This is a genomic window from Alteromonas sp. ABH2_165, assembly GCF_056159945.1.
The window spans coordinates 401,620-419,828 of record NZ_JBSWWF010000001.1 but is presented as its reverse complement, the minus strand read 5'-3'; the positions used below and the strand labels follow the sequence as shown (position 1 = coordinate 419,828).

17 protein-coding genes and 3 tRNA genes are annotated in these 18,209 nt (G+C 48.5%); 6 read left to right on the top strand and 14 right to left on the bottom strand.

Annotated features, from left to right (window positions below; genetic code table 11):
• Nucleotides 1-7 precede the first annotated feature (7 nt).
• From ACXAFQ_RS01825 to pspA, 8 genes are all read right to left on the bottom strand, one after another.
• Nucleotides 8-1,018 carry a fumarylacetoacetate hydrolase family protein gene (locus tag ACXAFQ_RS01825; protein ID WP_474817885.1) on the bottom strand — a complete coding sequence of 337 codons (1,011 nt, stop codon included), beginning with the start codon at nucleotides 1,016-1,018 and terminating at the stop codon, nucleotides 8-10.
• Nucleotides 1,015-2,163, bottom strand: coding sequence for a homogentisate 1,2-dioxygenase (locus ACXAFQ_RS01820; RefSeq protein ID WP_474817884.1), 1,149 nt, complete (start codon nucleotides 2,161-2,163; stop codon nucleotides 1,015-1,017). The genes ACXAFQ_RS01825 and ACXAFQ_RS01820 overlap by 4 nt, the downstream gene beginning before the upstream one ends.
• Nucleotides 2,156-3,256 (bottom strand): 4-hydroxyphenylpyruvate dioxygenase, encoded by a 1,101-nt coding sequence (hppD, locus tag ACXAFQ_RS01815; protein WP_474817883.1) that lies wholly within the window; start codon nucleotides 3,254-3,256, stop codon nucleotides 2,156-2,158. The genes ACXAFQ_RS01820 and hppD overlap by 8 nt, the downstream gene beginning before the upstream one ends.
• Nucleotides 3,257-3,462: 206 nt before the next feature.
• Nucleotides 3,463-5,019 (bottom strand): transcriptional regulator TyrR, encoded by a 1,557-nt coding sequence (gene tyrR, locus ACXAFQ_RS01810; protein WP_474817882.1) that lies wholly within the window; start codon nucleotides 5,017-5,019, stop codon nucleotides 3,463-3,465.
• Between the two features lie 107 nt (nucleotides 5,020-5,126).
• Nucleotides 5,127-5,927, bottom strand: coding sequence for a phenylalanine 4-monooxygenase (phhA, locus tag ACXAFQ_RS01805; RefSeq protein WP_474817881.1), 801 nt, complete (start codon nucleotides 5,925-5,927; stop codon nucleotides 5,127-5,129).
• 187 nt (nucleotides 5,928-6,114) lie between these two features.
• Entirely contained in the window at nucleotides 6,115-6,570 is a 456-nt protein-coding gene (pspC, locus tag ACXAFQ_RS01800; RefSeq protein ID WP_474817880.1) for an envelope stress response membrane protein PspC, read from the bottom strand.
• Entirely contained in the window at nucleotides 6,567-6,806 is a 240-nt protein-coding gene (gene pspB, locus ACXAFQ_RS01795; RefSeq protein WP_474817879.1) for an envelope stress response membrane protein PspB, read from the bottom strand. The genes pspC and pspB overlap by 4 nt, the downstream gene beginning before the upstream one ends.
• A 107-nt stretch (nucleotides 6,807-6,913) precedes the next feature.
• Entirely contained in the window at nucleotides 6,914-7,585 is a 672-nt protein-coding gene (gene pspA, locus ACXAFQ_RS01790; protein WP_474817878.1) for a phage shock protein PspA, read from the bottom strand.
• 222 nt (nucleotides 7,586-7,807) lie between these two features.
• On the opposite strand from pspA, the gene pspF reads away from it, so the two are divergent.
• From pspF to ACXAFQ_RS01760, 6 genes are read left to right on the top strand one after another with little or no spacing between them, the layout of a single operon-like run.
• Nucleotides 7,808-8,911 carry a phage shock protein operon transcriptional activator gene (gene pspF, locus ACXAFQ_RS01785; protein WP_474817877.1) on the top strand — a complete coding sequence of 368 codons (1,104 nt, stop codon included), beginning with the start codon at nucleotides 7,808-7,810 and terminating at the stop codon, nucleotides 8,909-8,911.
• Nucleotides 8,912-8,913: 2 nt separating this feature from the next.
• Nucleotides 8,914-10,548 (top strand): ABC transporter substrate-binding protein, encoded by a 1,635-nt coding sequence (locus ACXAFQ_RS01780; protein ID WP_474817876.1) that lies wholly within the window; start codon nucleotides 8,914-8,916, stop codon nucleotides 10,546-10,548.
• Nucleotides 10,545-11,576, top strand: a complete 1,032-nt coding sequence (locus ACXAFQ_RS01775) for an ABC transporter permease (protein WP_070126991.1) — start codon at nucleotides 10,545-10,547, stop codon at nucleotides 11,574-11,576. The genes ACXAFQ_RS01780 and ACXAFQ_RS01775 overlap by 4 nt, the downstream gene beginning before the upstream one ends.
• Complete coding sequence (locus ACXAFQ_RS01770) at nucleotides 11,563-12,456, top strand: ABC transporter permease subunit (RefSeq protein WP_474817875.1); 894 nt, start codon at nucleotides 11,563-11,565, stop codon at nucleotides 12,454-12,456. The genes ACXAFQ_RS01775 and ACXAFQ_RS01770 overlap by 14 nt, the downstream gene beginning before the upstream one ends.
• Complete coding sequence (locus ACXAFQ_RS01765) at nucleotides 12,456-13,451, top strand: oligopeptide/dipeptide ABC transporter ATP-binding protein (protein ID WP_474817874.1); 996 nt, start codon at nucleotides 12,456-12,458, stop codon at nucleotides 13,449-13,451. The genes ACXAFQ_RS01770 and ACXAFQ_RS01765 overlap by 1 nt, the downstream gene beginning before the upstream one ends.
• Nucleotides 13,448-14,263: an ATP-binding cassette domain-containing protein gene (locus ACXAFQ_RS01760; RefSeq protein WP_070126994.1), complete on the top strand. Its 816-nt coding sequence runs from the start codon at nucleotides 13,448-13,450 to the stop codon at nucleotides 14,261-14,263. Before ACXAFQ_RS01765 ends, ACXAFQ_RS01760 begins: the two co-directional genes overlap by 4 nt.
• Before the next feature lie 7 nt (nucleotides 14,264-14,270).
• On the opposite strand, the gene ACXAFQ_RS01755 is transcribed toward ACXAFQ_RS01760, so the two are convergent.
• From ACXAFQ_RS01755 to ACXAFQ_RS01730, 6 genes are all read right to left on the bottom strand, one after another.
• Nucleotides 14,271-15,401 (bottom strand): sodium ion-translocating decarboxylase subunit beta, encoded by a 1,131-nt coding sequence (locus tag ACXAFQ_RS01755; RefSeq protein WP_474817873.1) that lies wholly within the window; start codon nucleotides 15,399-15,401, stop codon nucleotides 14,271-14,273.
• Nucleotides 15,402-15,404: 3 nt separating this feature from the next.
• The gene (gene oadA, locus ACXAFQ_RS01750) at nucleotides 15,405-17,189 is read right to left on the bottom strand and encodes a sodium-extruding oxaloacetate decarboxylase subunit alpha (RefSeq protein ID WP_474817872.1); all 1,785 of its coding nucleotides are present in this window, start codon (nucleotides 17,187-17,189) and stop codon (nucleotides 15,405-15,407) included.
• A 19-nt stretch (nucleotides 17,190-17,208) separates the two neighbouring features.
• Entirely contained in the window at nucleotides 17,209-17,475 is a 267-nt protein-coding gene (locus ACXAFQ_RS01745) for an OadG family protein (RefSeq protein ID WP_474817871.1), read from the bottom strand.
• A 387-nt stretch (nucleotides 17,476-17,862) separates the two neighbouring features.
• A tRNA-Arg gene (locus ACXAFQ_RS01740) sits at nucleotides 17,863-17,939 on the bottom strand.
• Between the two features lie 49 nt (nucleotides 17,940-17,988).
• Nucleotides 17,989-18,065 (bottom strand) — tRNA-Arg (locus ACXAFQ_RS01735).
• Nucleotides 18,066-18,107: 42 nt separating this feature from the next.
• A tRNA-Ser gene (locus ACXAFQ_RS01730) sits at nucleotides 18,108-18,198 on the bottom strand.
• Nucleotides 18,199-18,209: the final 11 nt, after the last annotated feature.

The window sequence follows — 18,209 nt, the reverse complement described above, 5'->3', positions numbered from 1 at the left end:
CGTTATTTTAGTTGTGCGGTTTTATTTGCTGATCAATAGCGCCAAAAATGCTGTGCCCCTGTCCATCCAGCATCTCAATGCGAATACGATCGCCGAACTGCATAAACGGCGTGGACGGTTTGCCATCGCGTATGGTTTCAATCATCCGAATTTCGGCAATACAGGAGTAACCAACACCACCATCTTTTACAGCACTACCATGTTCAGTACCTTGTTTATTGGATACTGTTCCAGAGCCGATAATAGCCCCTGCTCTCAGATTACGCGATTTAGCCGCGTGCGCAATAAGTTGTGCAAAGTTAAATGTCATATCGATGCCAGCATGGGGCACGCCAAATAATTCGCCGTTGTAAGTCGAACGTAACGGAAGGTGCACTTTTGTCAGATTCCAGGTATCTCCCAACTCGTCCGGCGTTACCGCCACCGGTGAAAAGCTGCTGGCTGGTTTAGACTGAAAAAAACCAAACCCTTTGGCGAGTTCACCGGGGATTAACCCACGCAAAGACACATCGTTTACTAGCATCAGCAATCGTATTCGTTCAACCGCCACCGTTTCACAACATCCCATAGGCACATCATCGGTTATTACCGCCACTTCACCTTCAAAATCAATGCCCCAGTCGTCACTGGGTAAAATCACATCATCCCGAGGACCGATGAAATCATCGGAGCCGCCTTGATACATTAACGGGTCTTGCCAGAAACTTTCGGGCATTTCAGCACCCCGTGCTTTTCTAACCAACTCGACATGATTTACATAGGCACTGCCGTCAGCCCACTGATAGGCCCGTGGAAGCGGAGATTCACAACGCTCTTCTCTGAACGGATCGCTTTTTAGCATGCCATCGTTAAGCTGTTGATAACGTGATTGCAGCTGAGCAGCGAGCTCGGACCAATTATCCAGCGCGTACTGCAGTGTGTTAGCAATATCTGGCACGGCTATGGTTTGTGTCAAATCTCTGGAGACCAGCATCAATACGCCGTCTCGCTGGCCATTTTTATAGGTTGCAAATTTCATTCTTCGCCCTCCTTTGTTGAGGTCTTCCAGCTGTACACATATTCCGGATTTTCCACCCGCAAGGCAGCATCACTGGCGATTAAGGCATCTCTGGTATCCACCATTACCGCTACCTCATCGGTGAAGGTTTTCTTATGCGCCCTGCCTGCGGCGAATGCTTTGGGATGAGGCCCATGGGTAAATCCTGCCGGATGAAATGTCACCATGCCTTTTTCAATATTATCGCGACTGAAGAAATCCCCTTCGTGATAAAACAGCACTTCGTCATAGTCGTCGTTGTTGTGGTAAAAAGGCACTTTCAGTGCACCGGGGTCGCTTTCGATTGGCCGCGGAACAAATGTACACACCACAAAGCGCGGCGCCACAAATGTGGTATGAGCTGAAGGCGGCAGATGATAGCGGTGACTCATCAACGGGCGGATATCCCGCCAGTTCAATTTCACCACACACACCTCACCGTGCCATCCAATCGCATCTAGCGGATTAAACGGATAGGTGATTACCGACGTTTTACCGCCACGCTTCACCTCAACTTTCCAGCTTTTTTCATCTTGCTGAGCCAAGAAGCGCGGATTGATCTGCGGTACTTCCAATACCGCAGGGTCAAATACCGCTTGGCCCCCTAACATGCCTTTGTCTGGCAGCTGATAGGCTTCGTTTGTGGCTTCAATCATCAGTAACGTGAAGGGCTCGCGGGGCTCAAGCCGCCACATGGTTGAACGAGGAAGTAATACATAGTCACCGGCGGTAATTTCCAGGTGACCAAAATCACAGAACAAATCCCCCTCACCTTCATGCACAAACAACAAGTCATCACCATCGGCGTTGCGGGCTAAATGCTTCATCGGCTGAGCGCATTTCCACAACCTATATTTACAATGGGCATTCGACAGGATATCCGGGGCAGAAAACGGGCTGTTTTCGCCGCTCAGTTTAAGCGTATTTAAGTCAAACGCACGAGGACGCAAATCGCCTTCCCACTCCGTCCAACCGGTGGGCGCATGCTTGTGATGCAAATGCGTAGCGGGTCCGAAAAAGCCACTGCGACCAATTTCCCGTTCATAAATGCCTTGTTCAGGAAAGTCCGCGTGAGCTTGTTTCGAATGCACGCCCTGAGTGACGGGAAACCGGATCCAGTTACGCATTTTCTTTCTCGTTGCTATTTTCCAACACGCCCCGGCGAATCTGATCAAGCTCGATAGACTCGAATAAGGCTTTAAAGTTACCTTCACCGAATCCTTCATTGCCCTTACGCTGAATAATTTCGAAGAACACTGGGCCAATAACGGTATCAGTGAAAATCTGCAATAGAATGCCGTCTTTCATCGGTGCGCCATCAATCAGCACTTTCAGTTCTTTCAATTCTGCCAGCGATTCGCCATGACCGGGAACCCGCTTCTCCACACCTTCGTAGTAGGTGTCCGGCGTGTCCATAAAGCGCATTCCGCGGGCTTTTAAATCGCGTACGGTTTGATAAATATCGTCGGTAGACATAGCAATATGCTGAATACCTTCGCCGTTGTATTCGCGAATAAATTCCTCGATTTGAGATTTATCATCGGAAGATTCATTAATAGGAATGCGGATTTTTCCGCAGGGTGAGGTCATCGCTTTACTCACTAAACCGGTAAGCTTCCCTTCAATATCGAAATAGCGGATCTCGCGGAAGTTACCAATGCTTTCGTAGAAATTCGCCCATACCGCCATGTTGCCGCGTCGGACGTTGTGAGTGAGATGGTCGACAAAAGTCAGGCCTGCATTGGCATCGCTCATGCGCGCCTGCCAGTCATCGTAAAAGCGGAAATCGACTTCGTAGATACTGTCATCGCCGTAGCGGTCGACAAAATAGAGTGTGCTTTCTCCTATTCCGTAAACCGCTGGAATGTTTAGCTCCATCGGCCCAAGATTACCGTGAAAGGCTTTCGCCCCGTTTGTCACCGCATGTTCAAAAGCAACGCCGGCATCGTTAACTCTGAATGCCATGCCGCAAACGCTCGGCCCTCGCATACGCGCAAACTCTTCAGCTTGAGAAGCGGGTTCAGCGTTAACGATAAAGTTGATGTCACCCTGACGATACAACCAAACCCGTTTGGAGCGATGACGAGCAACTTCAGCAAACCCCAACGACGAGAACAACGCTTTGAGATCGCCGATGCCCTTATCATCAGCAGCTGTATATTCAACAAATTCGAAGCCATCTGAGCCCAACGGGTTATAAGAGTAATCGATATCTGACATGGTGCATTCCTCACACTTGTTAATGTTATGTGAACAATAAACACCAAATTTATAGGGAAGGACAGTGGGGGGCTAACAGTGTATTTTGATGGTATCGAAGTGCAAAAGCGTACAGATTTGTGGACAATCGGCGGGAAACCACGTTCTTCCCCGCCGAATAACGTCAAATCGTGCTTAATTCGTAAAGCCAACGCAACAAGCTGTCATCAAAGCTTTACAGTGCTTTTATTGATGCCATATTCACGTAACTTGTTCGCGATGGCGGTATGACTCAGCCCCAACTTTTTCGCAAGCTGTCGAGTGCTCGGGTATGAAGGATAAAGACGTTTTAGCAAGTCACGCTCGAACTTCTTCACTTCCTCATCGAGGGTTCCGTCAAAGTTCTCATCGATATACGTGACACTTGGGGCACAACTAGGCAGTTGAATATCTTCTTTGGTAATTTCATTACCATCTAGTAACGACAACGCGCGGAACAAAGCGTTTTGTAGTTGCCGAACATTCCCCGGCCACGGATACTGCTGCAGAAAGTCGACGCAGGATTTACTGAGTTTGGCCGGTCGACGCCCGAGTTTTCCGCTGTGTTGTAGAATGAAAGATTCGGCCAGTGGCAGAATATCCTGGCGACGTTCTTTTAAAGACGGCATGACTAAACTCAGTACGTTCAGGCGATAATACAAATCTTTTCTGAACACGCCTTCTTCTACCAGTTGGCCAAGGTCACGACTGGTCGTACAGATAAAGCGCACATTCACTTCAACAGGTTTATCACCGCCCACCCGGCGAAATTCGTTATTCTCCAAAACTCGCAGCAGCTTTGCCTGTAACTGCGGCGACATATCGGCAATTTCGTCGAGCAATAGTGTACCGCCTTCTGCCAGCTCTAATAGTCCAACTTTGCCATCAGGCTGATTGTACGCGCCGGCAGCATAGCCAAATAACTCCGATTCAGCGACGCTGTCTGGCAAAGAAGCACAATTCAGAACCAGAAACTCGCTTTTATGTCTGCGGCTGGCTTGATGGCACGCTTTGGCAATCATTTCCTTGCCGGTACCGGTTTCACCGAATATCAACACAGGCGCATCCAGATCAGCAATCTGTTTGGCCTCATTGACCACTTTCGCCATAGCCGCGGAACGTGTAATGAAATGGTCGAAAGAATCCGTCTCAACCTGATGAAAAGCACTAAACTGCTGCCCGAGGCGAATTTCAGATTTCAAGATGACGACGGCGCCGGCAAGAATAGGCTGATTGTGACCATCTGGAACGGTTACCGGCAATACATCGGCAAGGTAGTCCTGCTGGATGAATTTAACTTTAACCGACGTCGCGGCCCCTTCTTCATTTTCCATCCAACGGGTGAAATTGAAATTTTTAACCAACTCCCCCACGTCCATTGATTTGATTTCCGAGAACGGCATTTCCATCCCACTCATCACTGCTTCGTTACACATTAAAATGCGGCAACGGTTATCGATGGAGAAAACCGGGTCTGGTAATGTACGAAGGATGGCTGAAAGCTGGTGACGCTCCCTTTCCCCCGGCATAAACGGGGTGGTTTTCACATCGTCGATGCCATTAATCCGCCGGATCTTTGGCATCAAGTGCTGAAAATCTTCAAATTCAATGTTAGGAAAATTCAGAAATATTTTTCCCGCGACGTCAATTTCGATGCCACGTAAGTCGATTTCATGTTCAACGAGGATATCCAATATATCCTGCGTAATACCAAGGCGATCCTGGCAACTGATTTCTAAGCGCATAGGGTTTCTGTCATTGTTTTTGTGGCTACATTAGTATGAATATAGCATTGTAAATATATATTTACAGGATATCACAAAATCATAACATTACTATGCTTAAATAATTTTCAGCTCGCTTGTTTAGGCGCTATCTCGAAAAGCGGTGCATGCAACCCCAGCTTCATTGCCTGCCGGACGAGTTTCATAATGTCGCTTTCTGCCAGCGTAAATAAATCGTCGAATGAGGCTAATTCGTAATAAAGCGGCTGCATAATATCGATGCGGTATGGCGTTCGTAGTACATCCAGAGGATTCATTGGTACCTTCAACGGTGCATTACTTTCCAGCGCGTAACAGGTTTCGCCTGGAGAAGATAAAATGCCGCCGCCATAAATACGCTGCCCCTCGGCGCAACTAACCAAACCAAACTCCACGGTAAACCAATAAAGCCGCGCAAGATAAATTCGCTCTTCTTTAGACGCTGCCAAGCCGAGTTTGCCGTAGGTATGCGTAAAGTGTGCAAATGCAGGATTGGTTAGCAATGGGCAATGCCCGAATACCTCGTGAAAAATATCCGGCTCTTGCAAATAATCAAATTCTTCCCGGCTACGGATGAAAGTGGCCACAGGAAACTGTCTATCCGCCAGCAAGGCAAAAAATGAGGAAAAGTTTATCAATGCGGGGACCGGCGCGGTTCGCCAGCCTGTTGTCGATTCCAATACACTATCAATTTCGCTCAGCTGAGGAATACGATTTTCTGGCAGGTCTAGCAACGTTAAGCCATCCAGGTATTGTTGGCAGGCTCTGCCCGGCAACAGTGAAATCTGACGATGATACAGTTCTGACCAAATAGCATTTTCCTGTTGAGACCAGTGGATGTTGCCATTTTCATCGGGCTGTTTTGACTGATATGCGGACGACTTTGCCATGGGTACCTTCGTGAATTGAGAAACTCATTTCAGTCTAAGGACTTTACCGGCGGAAGGAAGAGAGAGGCACATTGAGGTTGCCCCGAACACCGTAACATAAATTTTACAAACGGAGTTAAACATTTGATTTGCAGGCTTTAAAAACAAAAAAGTCGATGGCATCACTGCCATCGACAAGAGGATCGAATTAAAGTCTGCTAATTTCGCGGTCTAGTTGAAATTCGCGGGAGGTAACGTACTTTTCCATTTTACGCAGGCGTAATTCTGCGTCTTTAAAACGCGCGGCGATATCATGAACAGCCTGTTTAGGCGGTTCGCCAGCCTGCCAGACTTTGGTTTTCACCGCCACTTTGGCAGATTGCTCTGGCTGCACAGCGTGGGTGTTCGTCCAACCTTTGCCTTCGCCAGACTTAAATTGGCTCACCGGGTCGTCTTTAAAAATTTGCGCATTAGCTTGCTTCGGCTCAAGAATAAACCAGCATGCTACGTATGCAATAAAGATAAACGGACCACCAAGTAGAAAGAAAGCTGATACCACCAGAATGCGGACTAGCCAGCGTTCAAGACCAAAATATTCCGCTATTCCACTACAAACACCTGCTATACGCTTGTGCTGGGTGTCGCGACATAACTGACCTTTCATGCTCTGTCCCTCCACTGTGGCGCTTCATGATCTAGAATCGACTCAAGGGTTTTAATCCGGTCTGACATTTTTTCCGCTTTTTCAGCCAGGGTTTTTAATTCTGCATATTCTTCTGCACTCAAGCCCTGGCTCACCTGCTTTTTGCTGCGGTAGTGTAAAATTAACCAGATAGGTGCAACAAAAATTAAAAACAGAACTAAAGGGGCTGTTATTAATGCCATTATTCCCGCGTCCATATTCTCTCTCCTCCAGCAAATACTCTGATTTTTTCCATAATATCAGGAGTAAAATTAATCGTGTTTCTTTTTCCGGCAACCGTTTGGTTGCCGGTTTGACGCGCTTTTTATTCTGCGCTCTTATTCTGATTCATTTTGGCTTTTAATGCGGCTAACTCTTCATCGATTTTGTCACCGGCTTCCAGCTCAGCAAACTCATCGTTAAGGGTTTTCTTACCCAAATCATAAGCTTCAACCTGAGATTCCAAATCGTCAATCTTACGCTCATATTGCTCAAAGCGCCCCATTGCCGCATCCACTTTACTGCTATCCAGCGTACGCTTCACTTCTAAGCGAGAGCTGGCTGTTTTCTGACGCATAATAATCGCTTTCTGACGGGCTTTTGCGTCTGCCAGTTTATCCTGCAACTGACCCACTTCGTCCTGAAGTTTAGAAATCTGCTCTTCAACAATAGCCAGTTCCTGACCCAGTGCAACAGCAGCTTCCGATGCTTTTTTGCGTTCTTGCAGGGCAGCACGCGCTAAATCTTCGCGGTCTTTGCTCAGCGCCAGTTCCGCTTTCGCTCCCCAATCTTCAGCATCACGCTCGTATTTACTGATTTGCGCTACAATTTCCTTTTTACTGGCAATGGTCTTCGCTGACGCAGAACGCACCTCTACCAGTGTGTCTTCCATCTCCTGGATGATAAGACGAACCATTTTTTCCGGATCTTCAGCTTTATCCAGTAAAGCGTTGATGTTTGAATTCACTATATCGGTGAAACGCGAGAAGATACCCATATTCATTACCTCTATCTCGTGAAATAATCATGCAAAAGTGCATGGTTTCGAAAATTCGCAATCTGCGACTGGGTTATATCTATACAATATACTTGCCAACTTCATCGTATTTGCATACCACTGAATTGAAAGCTTTTTTTCGTGAAAAAGAATAGTTCGATTCTCACCACTTTTTCATCTACACTAAGAATTGGTCTAATTGACTAACACTTGAGGGAATAAATGAGTAGATTTCGCCAACAAGATAACTTGCTTGGGCAGGCCAATAGCTTTCTGGAAACACTGGAACAGATTTCACAGATCGCGCCATTGAACAAACCGGTGCTGGTAATCGGTGAACGGGGAACCGGTAAAGAACTTATCGCTGCTCGTTTGCACTTTCTGTCACAGCGCTGGGATCAAAACTACGTCAAACTCAATTGTGCCGCACTGAATGAAAACCTGCTTGAAAGTGAGCTGTTCGGTTATGAAGCTGGTGCATTTACCGGTGCAGCTAAACGACGGGAAGGTCGTTTTGAGGTCGCTAACAACGGCACCCTGTTCCTCGACGAGCTGGCAAACACCTCAGGACTTATTCAGGAAAAGCTGCTCAGAGTGATTGAATATGGTGAATTCGAACGTGTGGGCGGCAGTAAAACACTGAAAACTGATGTGCGTATTATTGCGGCGACAAACGAAGACCTACCGGCTTTAGCAGAGAGCGGAGAATTCCGCGCTGACTTGCTGGATCGCTTAGCATTCGATGTTATTACTATTCCGCCATTACGGGAACGAAAAGAAGACATATTGCTTCTGGCAGAAAACTTCGCCATTAATATGGCCCGTGAACTGGAAATGGAACTCTTTAGCGGTTTTACCGAAAAGGCACGCCGAACGCTGTTGGAATACTCCTGGCCGGGCAACATCCGTGAGCTGAAAAACGTGGTTGAACGGGCGGTTTATCGCACCAACAACCCTCACCTACCTGTGCATGAAATTATTCTCGATCCGTTTGAGTCTCCGTTCAGACCCAAGGGCAGAATTAAAACCCAGGACAGAATGGCAAGCTCTGGTACAGTGTCAGACGTTGTGGAAGTACCGCCTGAATTACCCGATGTCGCGGCAAACGCGCCTGCTGCACCGGCGACGGCGTCGTTTAACTTCCCCATTGATCTAAAAGAACGCTCTCAGCAATATGAAATCGATATGATTCGCCAGGCCCTTGAAGACAGTCAGTTTAATCAGAAAAAGACTGCAGAAAAGTTGAGTCTGACTTATCATCAGCTTCGTGGATATCTGAAAAAATATAACTTACTGGATTCTTCGGCAGAATCTGTGGAGGCGTGACGGTGCGAGGCGGTTTTCGGTGGGCGGCATTTCTGGTTGCTTTAACGGGTTTGCAGGCCTGCGACAAATCAGAACAGATTGCCTTTTACCAATCAGGGATCATCTACTGCTCCGAAAGTAATCCGGTGAACTTTAATCCGCAAACTGACACGTCCAGCACCACTGCAGATGCTACGGCACATCAACTTTACGATCGCCTTCTCAATTTCGATGCCGAAAGCGGGCAAATTGTGCCTAACGTTGCTGAAAGTTGGATGGTGTCTGATGACGGACTAACTTACACCTTCCAGCTTCATAAAAACGTTACTTTTCACACCACGACTTATTTTACGCCAACCCGCTCGTTGAATGCTGACGATGTGATCTTCAGTATTAACCGCTGGCGTTTGCCTTCTAATCCTTTTCATGCCGTTTCCGGCGGCCGCTACCCCTATTTCGAAAGTCTTGGATTAGCAGACAACATCGTAAATGTTGAGCGTATAAATGGCTACCGGGTGCAAATTACCCTCAAAGAGCCTGATAGCTCATTTTTGGCAAACCTGGCTACGGATTTTTCAGTCATACTCTCAGCGGAGTATGCCGACCATTTGCTGAGTCGCGGTACGCCAGAACGCATTGATTACTTCCCTATAGGAACCGGCCCGTTTAAGTTTGAAAGCTATCGTAAAGATCATTACATCCGCTTCCTTCGAAATGAGAATTACTGGGGTGTTGATGAATTACCTGATGGACAATCTAATACCGAGCATCTTATTTACGATATCACCACCAAGAGTTCGATAAGACTGGCGAAACTTATCACTGGTGAATGCGATGCTATTGCCTTCCCTGCGCAAACTGAGCTTGAGATCATTCGTAACCGGGAAGAACTCGAGCTTTCTGAAAAGCCAGGGCTGAATATTGGTTTTTGGGCCTTCAACACGGAACGCCCACCCTTTGATGATCCTAAAGTCAGAAAAGCGCTGGCACTGGCCATCGACAAAAACACCCTGCTGGAAGCCGTTTATTTTGAAAGCGCCACGCGGGCGAAAACCTTGCTTCCTACAGCCAGTTGGGCGTTTCAAAGTGATGCGGAAGACACCGCGTATAACCCGGTTTTGGCGAAAAAATTACTTAAAGAAGCGGGCATTGAGCCAGGCTTCACCATGACCATTTGGGCAATGCCTGTTGAACGCGCGTATAATCCAAACGCAAGTAAAATGGCTGAGCTGATTCAACGTTATTTGTCCGCCGTTGATATTCAGGTGAATATTGTGACTTATGACTGGACCACCTTCCGGCGACATTTACGGGAAGGTTTGCATGACAGTGTGTTGATTGGTTGGTCTGCTGATAATGGTGATCCGGATAATTTCTACCGCCCTCTTCTCAGCTGTGGCGCTATTCCATCGGGTACTAATCGCGCCATGTGGTGCAATGAAAAGTATGATGCTCTGATCAACGAGGCGCTGGAAACACAGGATCTCGAGCGTCGAAAAGCTATATATGAAGAAGTAAACCGTCTGTTGTATGATGAACTTCCCTTGGTACCTATTGCACATGCTTATCGCTACCAGGCCTATCGAAAAAATTTAAAAGGTATGAGTATAAACCCGTACGGCGGCGTGCGATTTGCCGGAGTGACTAAGTCCCTGTGATACAAATTCTAATTCGTTATGCCACCCTGTTTATCACCACCATGCTGGTGCTGGCGGCGCTGTCTTTTTCACTGGCATACCTGTTTCCCGGTGACGTACTGGTGAACCTCACCGGCATTACCCCGCAAAATGAAACCGAACGCGCCGCTTTGCTACGTCAATTCCAGTTGGATAAACCCTACCTGTTTCAATTCATTCATTACGTACAGCAGCTACTGCAAGGGAACTGGGGATATAGTTTTGTATCCGGATTGCCCTTACGGGAAGAAATTGGCATCGCCATGCCCGCCACCATTGAACTCAGTGCATATGCGCTTTTCGTGGCGATTTTCGTGGGTGTACCGCTGGGGTGTTATGCAGGCATGCGCAGCTACACGAAACGGGACTATCTGATTAATTCTGCCAGTATGGTGAGCTACTCGTTTCCGGTTTTCTGGCTGGCGTTGGTGTTTATTATGGTGTTCAGTCTGAACCTTGGGATTGTACCACTGTCTGGTCGTGTCAGCTTGTTGTTTGATGTTCCGCCCACCACGGGCTTTATTCTGATTGATATTATTATTGCTGAGAACACCGATACGTCACTGGCATTGAATGACGCACTTTATCATTTGTTACTGCCAACAATTTCCATTGCGCTGGTGTCTACAGCTTCAGTGGTAAGACTCACACGACGATCTGTTATTGATGTGTTGAAAAGCCCTTATATTGCGGCGGCAGAGTCACGGGGGCTATCCCGCGTACAAATATTCCGTCGGCATATCCTGCGTAACGCCTTACTTCCCATTCTGCCTTTGATGGCTATTCAGATAACCACGCTGATCACCAACGCGATGATTGTGGAAACGCTCTTTTCATGGCCGGGCATTGGCAATTGGTTAATTCAGGCTATTTACCAGCGTGACTATCCGGCATTACGGGTAGGCATGCTTGCAGTGGCAACTTTAGTGGTTAGTTTTACTATTTTGATTGATTTGTTTAATCGGATCATCGATCCAAGCCGGGAAAAATACGAACGTGGCACGGTTTAGTCTTTATCAGGAAGAATCACAGCCTTCCCCGTGGCAACGCACCTGGGAAGAATTTCGCAGTAGCCATGTCGCCTTTGCGGGCTTCATTGTACTTGGTCTGTTTCTTTTTGTTTCTTTGTTTGCGCCGCTCGTTGCCCCTTACGACCCGCTACAACAAAACATCGATGCGTTACTCGTACCTCCAAGCTGGGAACCTAACGGCACAATCAGCCACCTGTTTGGCACTGATGCGCTTGGACGAGATGTGTTTTCTCGTATCATGTATGGATGCCGGGTAACCTTCGGCTCCAGCGTACTTCTGGTGTTAATCGCCATGCTGGTAGGTGTCACTATCGGCACCATCGCCGGGATGACGAGTGGGGTACGTTCAAGCGTCATTAATCATACCCTGGATGCACTCATGGCCATTCCTACTCTGTTAATCGCCATCATTATCGTCGCGATTTTGGGCACAGGCCTGGTGAACAGTATGTGGGCCATAACACTGGCATTGATCCCACAGTTCATACATCACACCCGCTCGTTTGTGCGCAGCGAAATGAAAAAAGAATACATCCTAGCGTCTCGTCTGGACGGCGCCAAGCCTTTGCAGCTTTTCTTTCACTCGGTACTGCCCAACATGATTGAGATGCTGGTTGTACAAGGCTCTCTGGCGCTTTCCGTAGCTGTTATCGACATTTCGGCACTGGGTTTTCTGAATTTGGGTGCACAGCCGCCACTGCCGGAACTGGGCGTTATTCTTGCTGACGGCCTCGATGTTGCCTATGTGGCACCATGGAATGTGGGACTACCGGGTCTGACCATCTTTCTTATGGTTCTGGCAATTAACATTGTCGGCGACGGTTTACGCTCTGCACTAAGACGGAGGCTGACACACTAATGCCAATGCTGGACATCAAAAACCTGACCCTGGAAATTGATAACGGTAGTACGCGGGTAAAAGCCCTCGATAAAGTGAACCTCACCGTTAACAGTGGCGAAATTCGCGCACTGGTGGGTGAATCTGGCTCGGGTAAAAGTTTAATGGTACAGGCCATTTCCGGTGCGTTACCGCCCCAATGGAAAGTTACAGCAGACCGGATGAGCTGGCATGGCAAGAACATGTTATCGATGACGGCGAAAGAACGCCGGGAACTGATGCGCCGTGATATTGGTGTTGTGTTTCAGGATTCTATTACGTCCATGGACCCATCGATGACATTAGGACAACAGCTCGAAGAAGCGATCCCCGACGAGTTAGTCAACGGTAAATGGTTCTGGCAACGAAATCTGGATCGCCGAAAAACGGCTATCAATACCGTACATAAGGTGGGCATTAAGAATCACAAACATTACCTGAACGCGTATCCGCATCAGGTACCCACTGACATTGGTCAGAAGTTTATGATTGCCATGGCGTTAATCTCACAACCCAAATTACTCATCGCCGACGACCCGACCCGAGGGATGGAAACCACCACCAAAACCAAAGTATTGAAACTCTTCACGCGGCTGAATCAAACAAAATCACTCTCGATTTTGTTTGTCAGTCACGATTTGCTGGCCATTGCCAGCATGTCCCATACCATGACCGTGCTGTACTGCGGTCAGACGGTGGAATCGGGCAAGATGAAACATATTCGTAAGCGCCCACTGCATCCGTACACCAAAGCACTTATCGACAGTGCACCAAGTTTCCGGGCGGACTTGCCGCCGAAATCGGTACTGCCCTCTCTCGACGGCACTATCCCCTCGTTACAGCATGTGCCAATTGGATGCCGTTTAGGACCTCGCTGTCCTCGCGCGCAGCGGGCCTGCGTGAGCACACCGGGCGTAAGACGTATTCATGATCACACTTACAGCTGCCACTTTCCGCTGCATATGGAGAAACTATGAGTGAGCTTATGCATGTCAGTGGCCTGACATTTCGTCACAGCGATCAGAAGCGCTGGTTGAAAAAGCCAGAAGTGTTTGCCTTGGGACCCATCGAGCTGACGGTGAAACGAGGTGAAACCATTGCGATAATTGGTGAGAACCGAGCGGGTAAATCGTTGTTGGCGAAGCTGCTGGTTGGTGCAATACCCGCCGACGAAGGGGAGATATTCTTGAGCAACGTGATGTACAACGCGGCTAAAAAGAAGTCTACTAAAAGCTACAACAGCAGTAACGATATCCGAATGATCTTCCAGCACAGCAGTGAGGCGATGAATCCGGGCATTCCTGTAGGCCGCATTCTCGATGAACCATTAAAGCTTAATACCGAACTGTCTGAATCAGAACGCAAAACCCTGATTGAAGATATATTGGTTAAAGTAGGTTTGCTGCGTGATCACTACTACTTTTATCGCCATATGTTGTCAGATGGTCAGCAACAGCGTGTGGCAATTGCGCGGGCCATGGTGTTGCAACCGAAAATCCTGGTTGCCGACGAACCTTTCGCAGCACTCGATCCCTCAGTGCGTTCACAAACGGTAAACCTGATCCTGAAACTGCAAAAGGAACTGGGCCTGTCATTCATATTTATCTCTCACAACTTAGGGATTGTGCGTCATATCGCCGACAGGATCATTGTCATGGACGGTGGCCAGATTGTCGAAACAGGTAAAACCGAAACCATTTTTCGTTGGCCTCAGCACGAGATGACTAAAAAGCTCATTCTCGCTTATCAGTCACTCGTACCTCAGCAAACGCTGGCCACATCAGAGTAGAACTCGCTTAACCCACCAGCGCCAACAGGATACCCGCTGCTACGGCAGAGCCCAGTACGCCTGCCACATTTGGCCCCATGGCGTGCATGAGCAAAAAGTTATGCGGATTGCTTTGCAAACCGACTTTATTAACCACACGGGCCGCCATAGGCACAGCACTCACACCCGCAGCACCAATCAATGGGTTAATTCCGCCGCCGCTCACTTTATTCATAACCTTTGCCATAAGTACGCCCGCAGCAGTGCCTATTGCGAAGGCGATCGCGCCCAGGCCCAGGATCCCTAAGGTTTCTATGGTAAGGAATTTGTCAGCAGAAAGCTTGGAACCCACTGCCAGCCCGAGGAAGATAGTGACTATGTTGATGAGCTCATTTTGGGCAGTCTTGGACAGGCGATCCACTACGCCACATTCACGCATCAGGTTACCGAAGCAGAACATGCCCACCAGCGGCGTCGCCGAGGGCAAAAACAAAATGGTTAAGATCAGAACGGCCAGAGGGAAAATGATTTTCTCTTTACGGCTCACTTCCCGAAGCTGTGCCATTTCAATTTTGCGCTCATCTTCAGTCGTCAGCGCCTTCATAATGGGTGGCTGAATTATTGGCACTAACGCCATGTAAGAATAAGCGGCGACAGCGATAGCGCCAAGCAAGTCTGGCGACAAACGTGAAGCGAGGAAAATGGCAGTTGGTCCATCGGCACCACCAATAATGGCTATGGCACTCGCGTCTTTCAGGCTAAAATCAAAGCCGGGAATAAAATTCAGCGCTATCGCACCAAACAATGTGGCAAAGATACCAAATTGGGCAGCAGCGCCGAGTAGAAGCATGCGAGGATTCGCAATCAAGGCACCAAAGTCTGTCATGGCTCCCACCCCCATGAATATGAGTAACGGGAAAACGCCAGAGTGAATACCCACTTCGTAGATATAATAGAGCAAGCCACCGGGGTCAGAAAAACCTGCCAGCGGAATGTTGGTCAGCAAAGCTCCGAAGCCGATAGGAAACAGCAGCAAGGGCTCGAATTTTTTTACGATGGCGAGCCACAGTAATAACAGCCCAACGGCCATCATTATTAGCTCACCACTCTGAAAATGAGCCAGCGCAGTGCTGTCCCAGAGTATGTATAGTTTTTCCATGGCTTATAACTCTATCAGTGCCTGACCGCTAGCGACGCTGTCACCTTCTTTAGCGAGAATAGTGTTTACCGTTCCGTCGAAGGCAGAGCGTATTTCCGTTTCCATTTTCATCGCTTCCAGAATAATCACCACATCACCATTGGCAACAACGTCACCCGGACTTACCAGAACTTTAAATACGTTACCGGAAAGCGGCGCGTTGATGGTCTGACCGCTGGCTGATGGTGCTGGCTCCGCAGACGAGGCAGGCGCAGACGCTGCAGCCGGTGTCACGCTGGTTAGCGTGCCGGAATCAGCCACTTCCACGTGATACACCTTGCCATCCACTTTAACATCGTAACTGGAAGGCTGACCCGCAGTTTTTGGAGCAGCAGCAGGCGCTGTAGCCACTTCCGGTTCTTTGCCTGGCGATGGTTCAAAGGCATCTGGGTTGCCGCGGTTTTGCAGGAACTTCAGACCGATTTGCGGGAACAAGGCGTAAGTGAGTACATCGTCGACCTGTTCATCCGCCAACAGTAAGCCTTTGTCTTTAGCCAATGATGTCAGGTCGTCTGTCAGGCTTTCCATTTCTGGTTTGATCAAATCAGCTGGGCGACAGGTAACCGGCTCACCGCCGTCAAGTACCCGGGCCTGCAGTTCAGCATTCACCGGCGCAGCAGTTGCGCCGTATTCGCCTTTTAGTACACCCGCGGTTTCTTTGGAAATGCTTTTATAACGTTCGCCGGTCAGTACGTTCAAAACAGCCTGAGTCCCGACGATTTGTGAGGTAGGTGTTACCAATGGAATAAAGCCGAGATCTTCACGCACCCGCGGAATTTCTTTTAATACTTCATCAAACTTGTCTTCAGCGCCCTGCTCTTTCAGCTGGCTTTCCATATTGGTGAGCATGCCGCCTGGCACCTGCGCCAACAATATACGGGCATCGACACCTTTGAGGCTGCCTTCAAACTTGGCGTATTTCTTTCGAACGTCGCGGAAATAAGCGGCAATGTCTTCCAGCCCCTCTAGCGACAAGCCCGTATCTCTTTCGGTGCCCTCAAGGGCCGACACAATTGTCTCAGTGGCGCTGTGACCATAGGTCATACTCATTGAAGAAATCGCGGTGTCCAGCATGTCGATGCCGGCATCAATGGCTTTCTGATAGGTTGCCGTACTCAGGCCCGTGGTCGCATGACACTGCATGGCGATAGGCACCTGAACGGTTTCTTTCAGGCGGGTGACCAGTGTTTCACATTCATAAGGTTTCAGCAGACCCGCCATATCTTTAATACAGATGGAATGCACGCCCATATCTTCAAGCTGCTTAGCCATATCAACCCAGCCATCGATGGTGTGCATGGGGCTGATGGTATACGACATGGTGCCTTGCGCGTGGGCGCCACAGTCAATGGCGGCTTTCACGGCGGTTTGCAGATTACGGACATCGTTCATGGCATCAAAAATACGGAACACGTCCACGCCATTATCATGGGCTCGTTCAACAAAGCGCGTTACGACATCATCTGCATAGTGACGGTAGCCTAGCAAATTCTGACCACGCAACAGCATCTGCTGCTTCGTTTTCGGCATCGCCTTTTTCAATGCGCGAATACGTTCCCAGGGATCTTCCCCAAGATAACGGATACAGGCGTCGAAGGTTGCACCGCCCCAGGATTCAACAGACCAGAAACCGGCATCATCAAGTTTACTGGCAATAGGCAGCATATCTTCCAGGCGCATGCGGGTTGCGAGTAAAGACTGGTGTGCGTCGCGGAGAACTAATTCGGTCAGTGCCAATGGCTTAGACATAGTGATTCCTCTTAAAAACCTATTTCTGATTATTTCGGTGCTGATGAACGGCAGCCGTTATCGCTGCAATCGTTCCGGCGCTAACTGTTGCGTCTTTTGCTGTCGGCATAGCCCGGGTACGCACCGGCGCGGCGGCGGGTTCCTCGCCTGGAAACTTTTCGCAATACCAGGCAATGCAGCGCACGCCAGCAATCAGCAAAGCAAGAAAGGCGAACACGAATGCCATGCCTGTAAACATTAGCGTAGCGGCCTCGCCCAGTAGGCTGCTCATGGATTCAGGGGCCATATAAATTACCTCTAATTTGGGTGAAGCGAATAATTATCATGTTAAAAATGCAAAAACAATGGGACTTCAGACCTATAAAACCAATAAATATGCAAAAATAAAGCATAAACTCACACTTAGTTCGCTTTTTTGGTCCATTTATTAAGAATGTAAAGACCTATGGTCAGCATTTATTCCTTAGTACAAATTATCACCATTGTGGGCCATTTCTCATTATTAGCAAGGGGCAAACGATGACAGTGCAATGCTATGTACTGCACGAGGCCCTTGAACGAAAGCAGCGAAACTGGCGACATGAAGGAATGAGTGAAACGTCGATGTTTGAGAAAAGAAGTAGCAGCAGAAAGCAGAAATGAAAAAGCCCACCAGATGGTGGGCTTTTCAATGTGGCGCGTGTGGAAGGATTCGAACCTCCGACCGCCTGGTTCGTAGCCAGGTACTCTATCCAGCTGAGCTACACACGCTTTAAGTATACTTTTACGTTTTACCGTAAAAGGTGGTGCTTTTGTAAGTTGGCGCGTGTGGAAGGATTCGAACCTCCGACCGCCTGGTTCGTAGCCAGGTACTCTATCCAGCTGAGCTACACACGCGCATTAAAACTTATTGTTGGCCACCACTTCCAACCTTAATAGTGGCGGAGAGGGAGGGATTCGAACCCTCGATACCAGTAATAGGTATGGTTCCTTAGCAGGGAACTGGTTTCAGCCACTCACCCACCTCTCCGTAACAGTGGT

Excerpts from the sequence above, each read along its gene's own strand:
- ACXAFQ_RS01825 (WP_474817885.1), bottom strand. The coding sequence starts at position 1,018 with ATGAAATTTGCAACCTATAAAAATGGCCAGCGAGACGGCGTATTGATG.
- ACXAFQ_RS01765 (WP_474817874.1), top strand. The coding sequence starts at position 12,456 with ATGCCAATGCTGGACATCAAAAACCTGACCCTGGAAATTGATAACGGT.
- phhA (WP_474817881.1), bottom strand. The coding sequence starts at position 5,927 with ATGGCAAAGTCGTCCGCATATCAGTCAAAACAGCCCGATGAAAATGGC.
- ACXAFQ_RS01820 (WP_474817884.1), bottom strand. The coding sequence starts at position 2,163 with ATGCGTAACTGGATCCGGTTTCCCGTCACTCAGGGCGTGCATTCGAAA.
- pspF (WP_474817877.1), top strand. The coding sequence starts at position 7,808 with ATGAGTAGATTTCGCCAACAAGATAACTTGCTTGGGCAGGCCAATAGC.
- ACXAFQ_RS01760 (WP_070126994.1), top strand. The coding sequence starts at position 13,448 with ATGAGTGAGCTTATGCATGTCAGTGGCCTGACATTTCGTCACAGCGAT.
- pspA (WP_474817878.1), bottom strand. The coding sequence starts at position 7,585 with ATGGGTATCTTCTCGCGTTTCACCGATATAGTGAATTCAAACATCAAC.
- pspB (WP_474817879.1), bottom strand. The coding sequence starts at position 6,806 with ATGGACGCGGGAATAATGGCATTAATAACAGCCCCTTTAGTTCTGTTT.
- oadA (WP_474817872.1), bottom strand. The coding sequence starts at position 17,189 with ATGTCTAAGCCATTGGCACTGACCGAATTAGTTCTCCGCGACGCACAC.
- tyrR (WP_474817882.1), bottom strand. The coding sequence starts at position 5,019 with ATGCGCTTAGAAATCAGTTGCCAGGATCGCCTTGGTATTACGCAGGAT.
- ACXAFQ_RS01755 (WP_474817873.1), bottom strand. The coding sequence starts at position 15,401 with ATGGAAAAACTATACATACTCTGGGACAGCACTGCGCTGGCTCATTTT.
- ACXAFQ_RS01745 (WP_474817871.1), bottom strand. The coding sequence starts at position 17,475 with ATGGCCCCTGAATCCATGAGCAGCCTACTGGGCGAGGCCGCTACGCTA.
- pspC (WP_474817880.1), bottom strand. The coding sequence starts at position 6,570 with ATGAAAGGTCAGTTATGTCGCGACACCCAGCACAAGCGTATAGCAGGT.
- hppD (WP_474817883.1), bottom strand. The coding sequence starts at position 3,256 with ATGTCAGATATCGATTACTCTTATAACCCGTTGGGCTCAGATGGCTTC.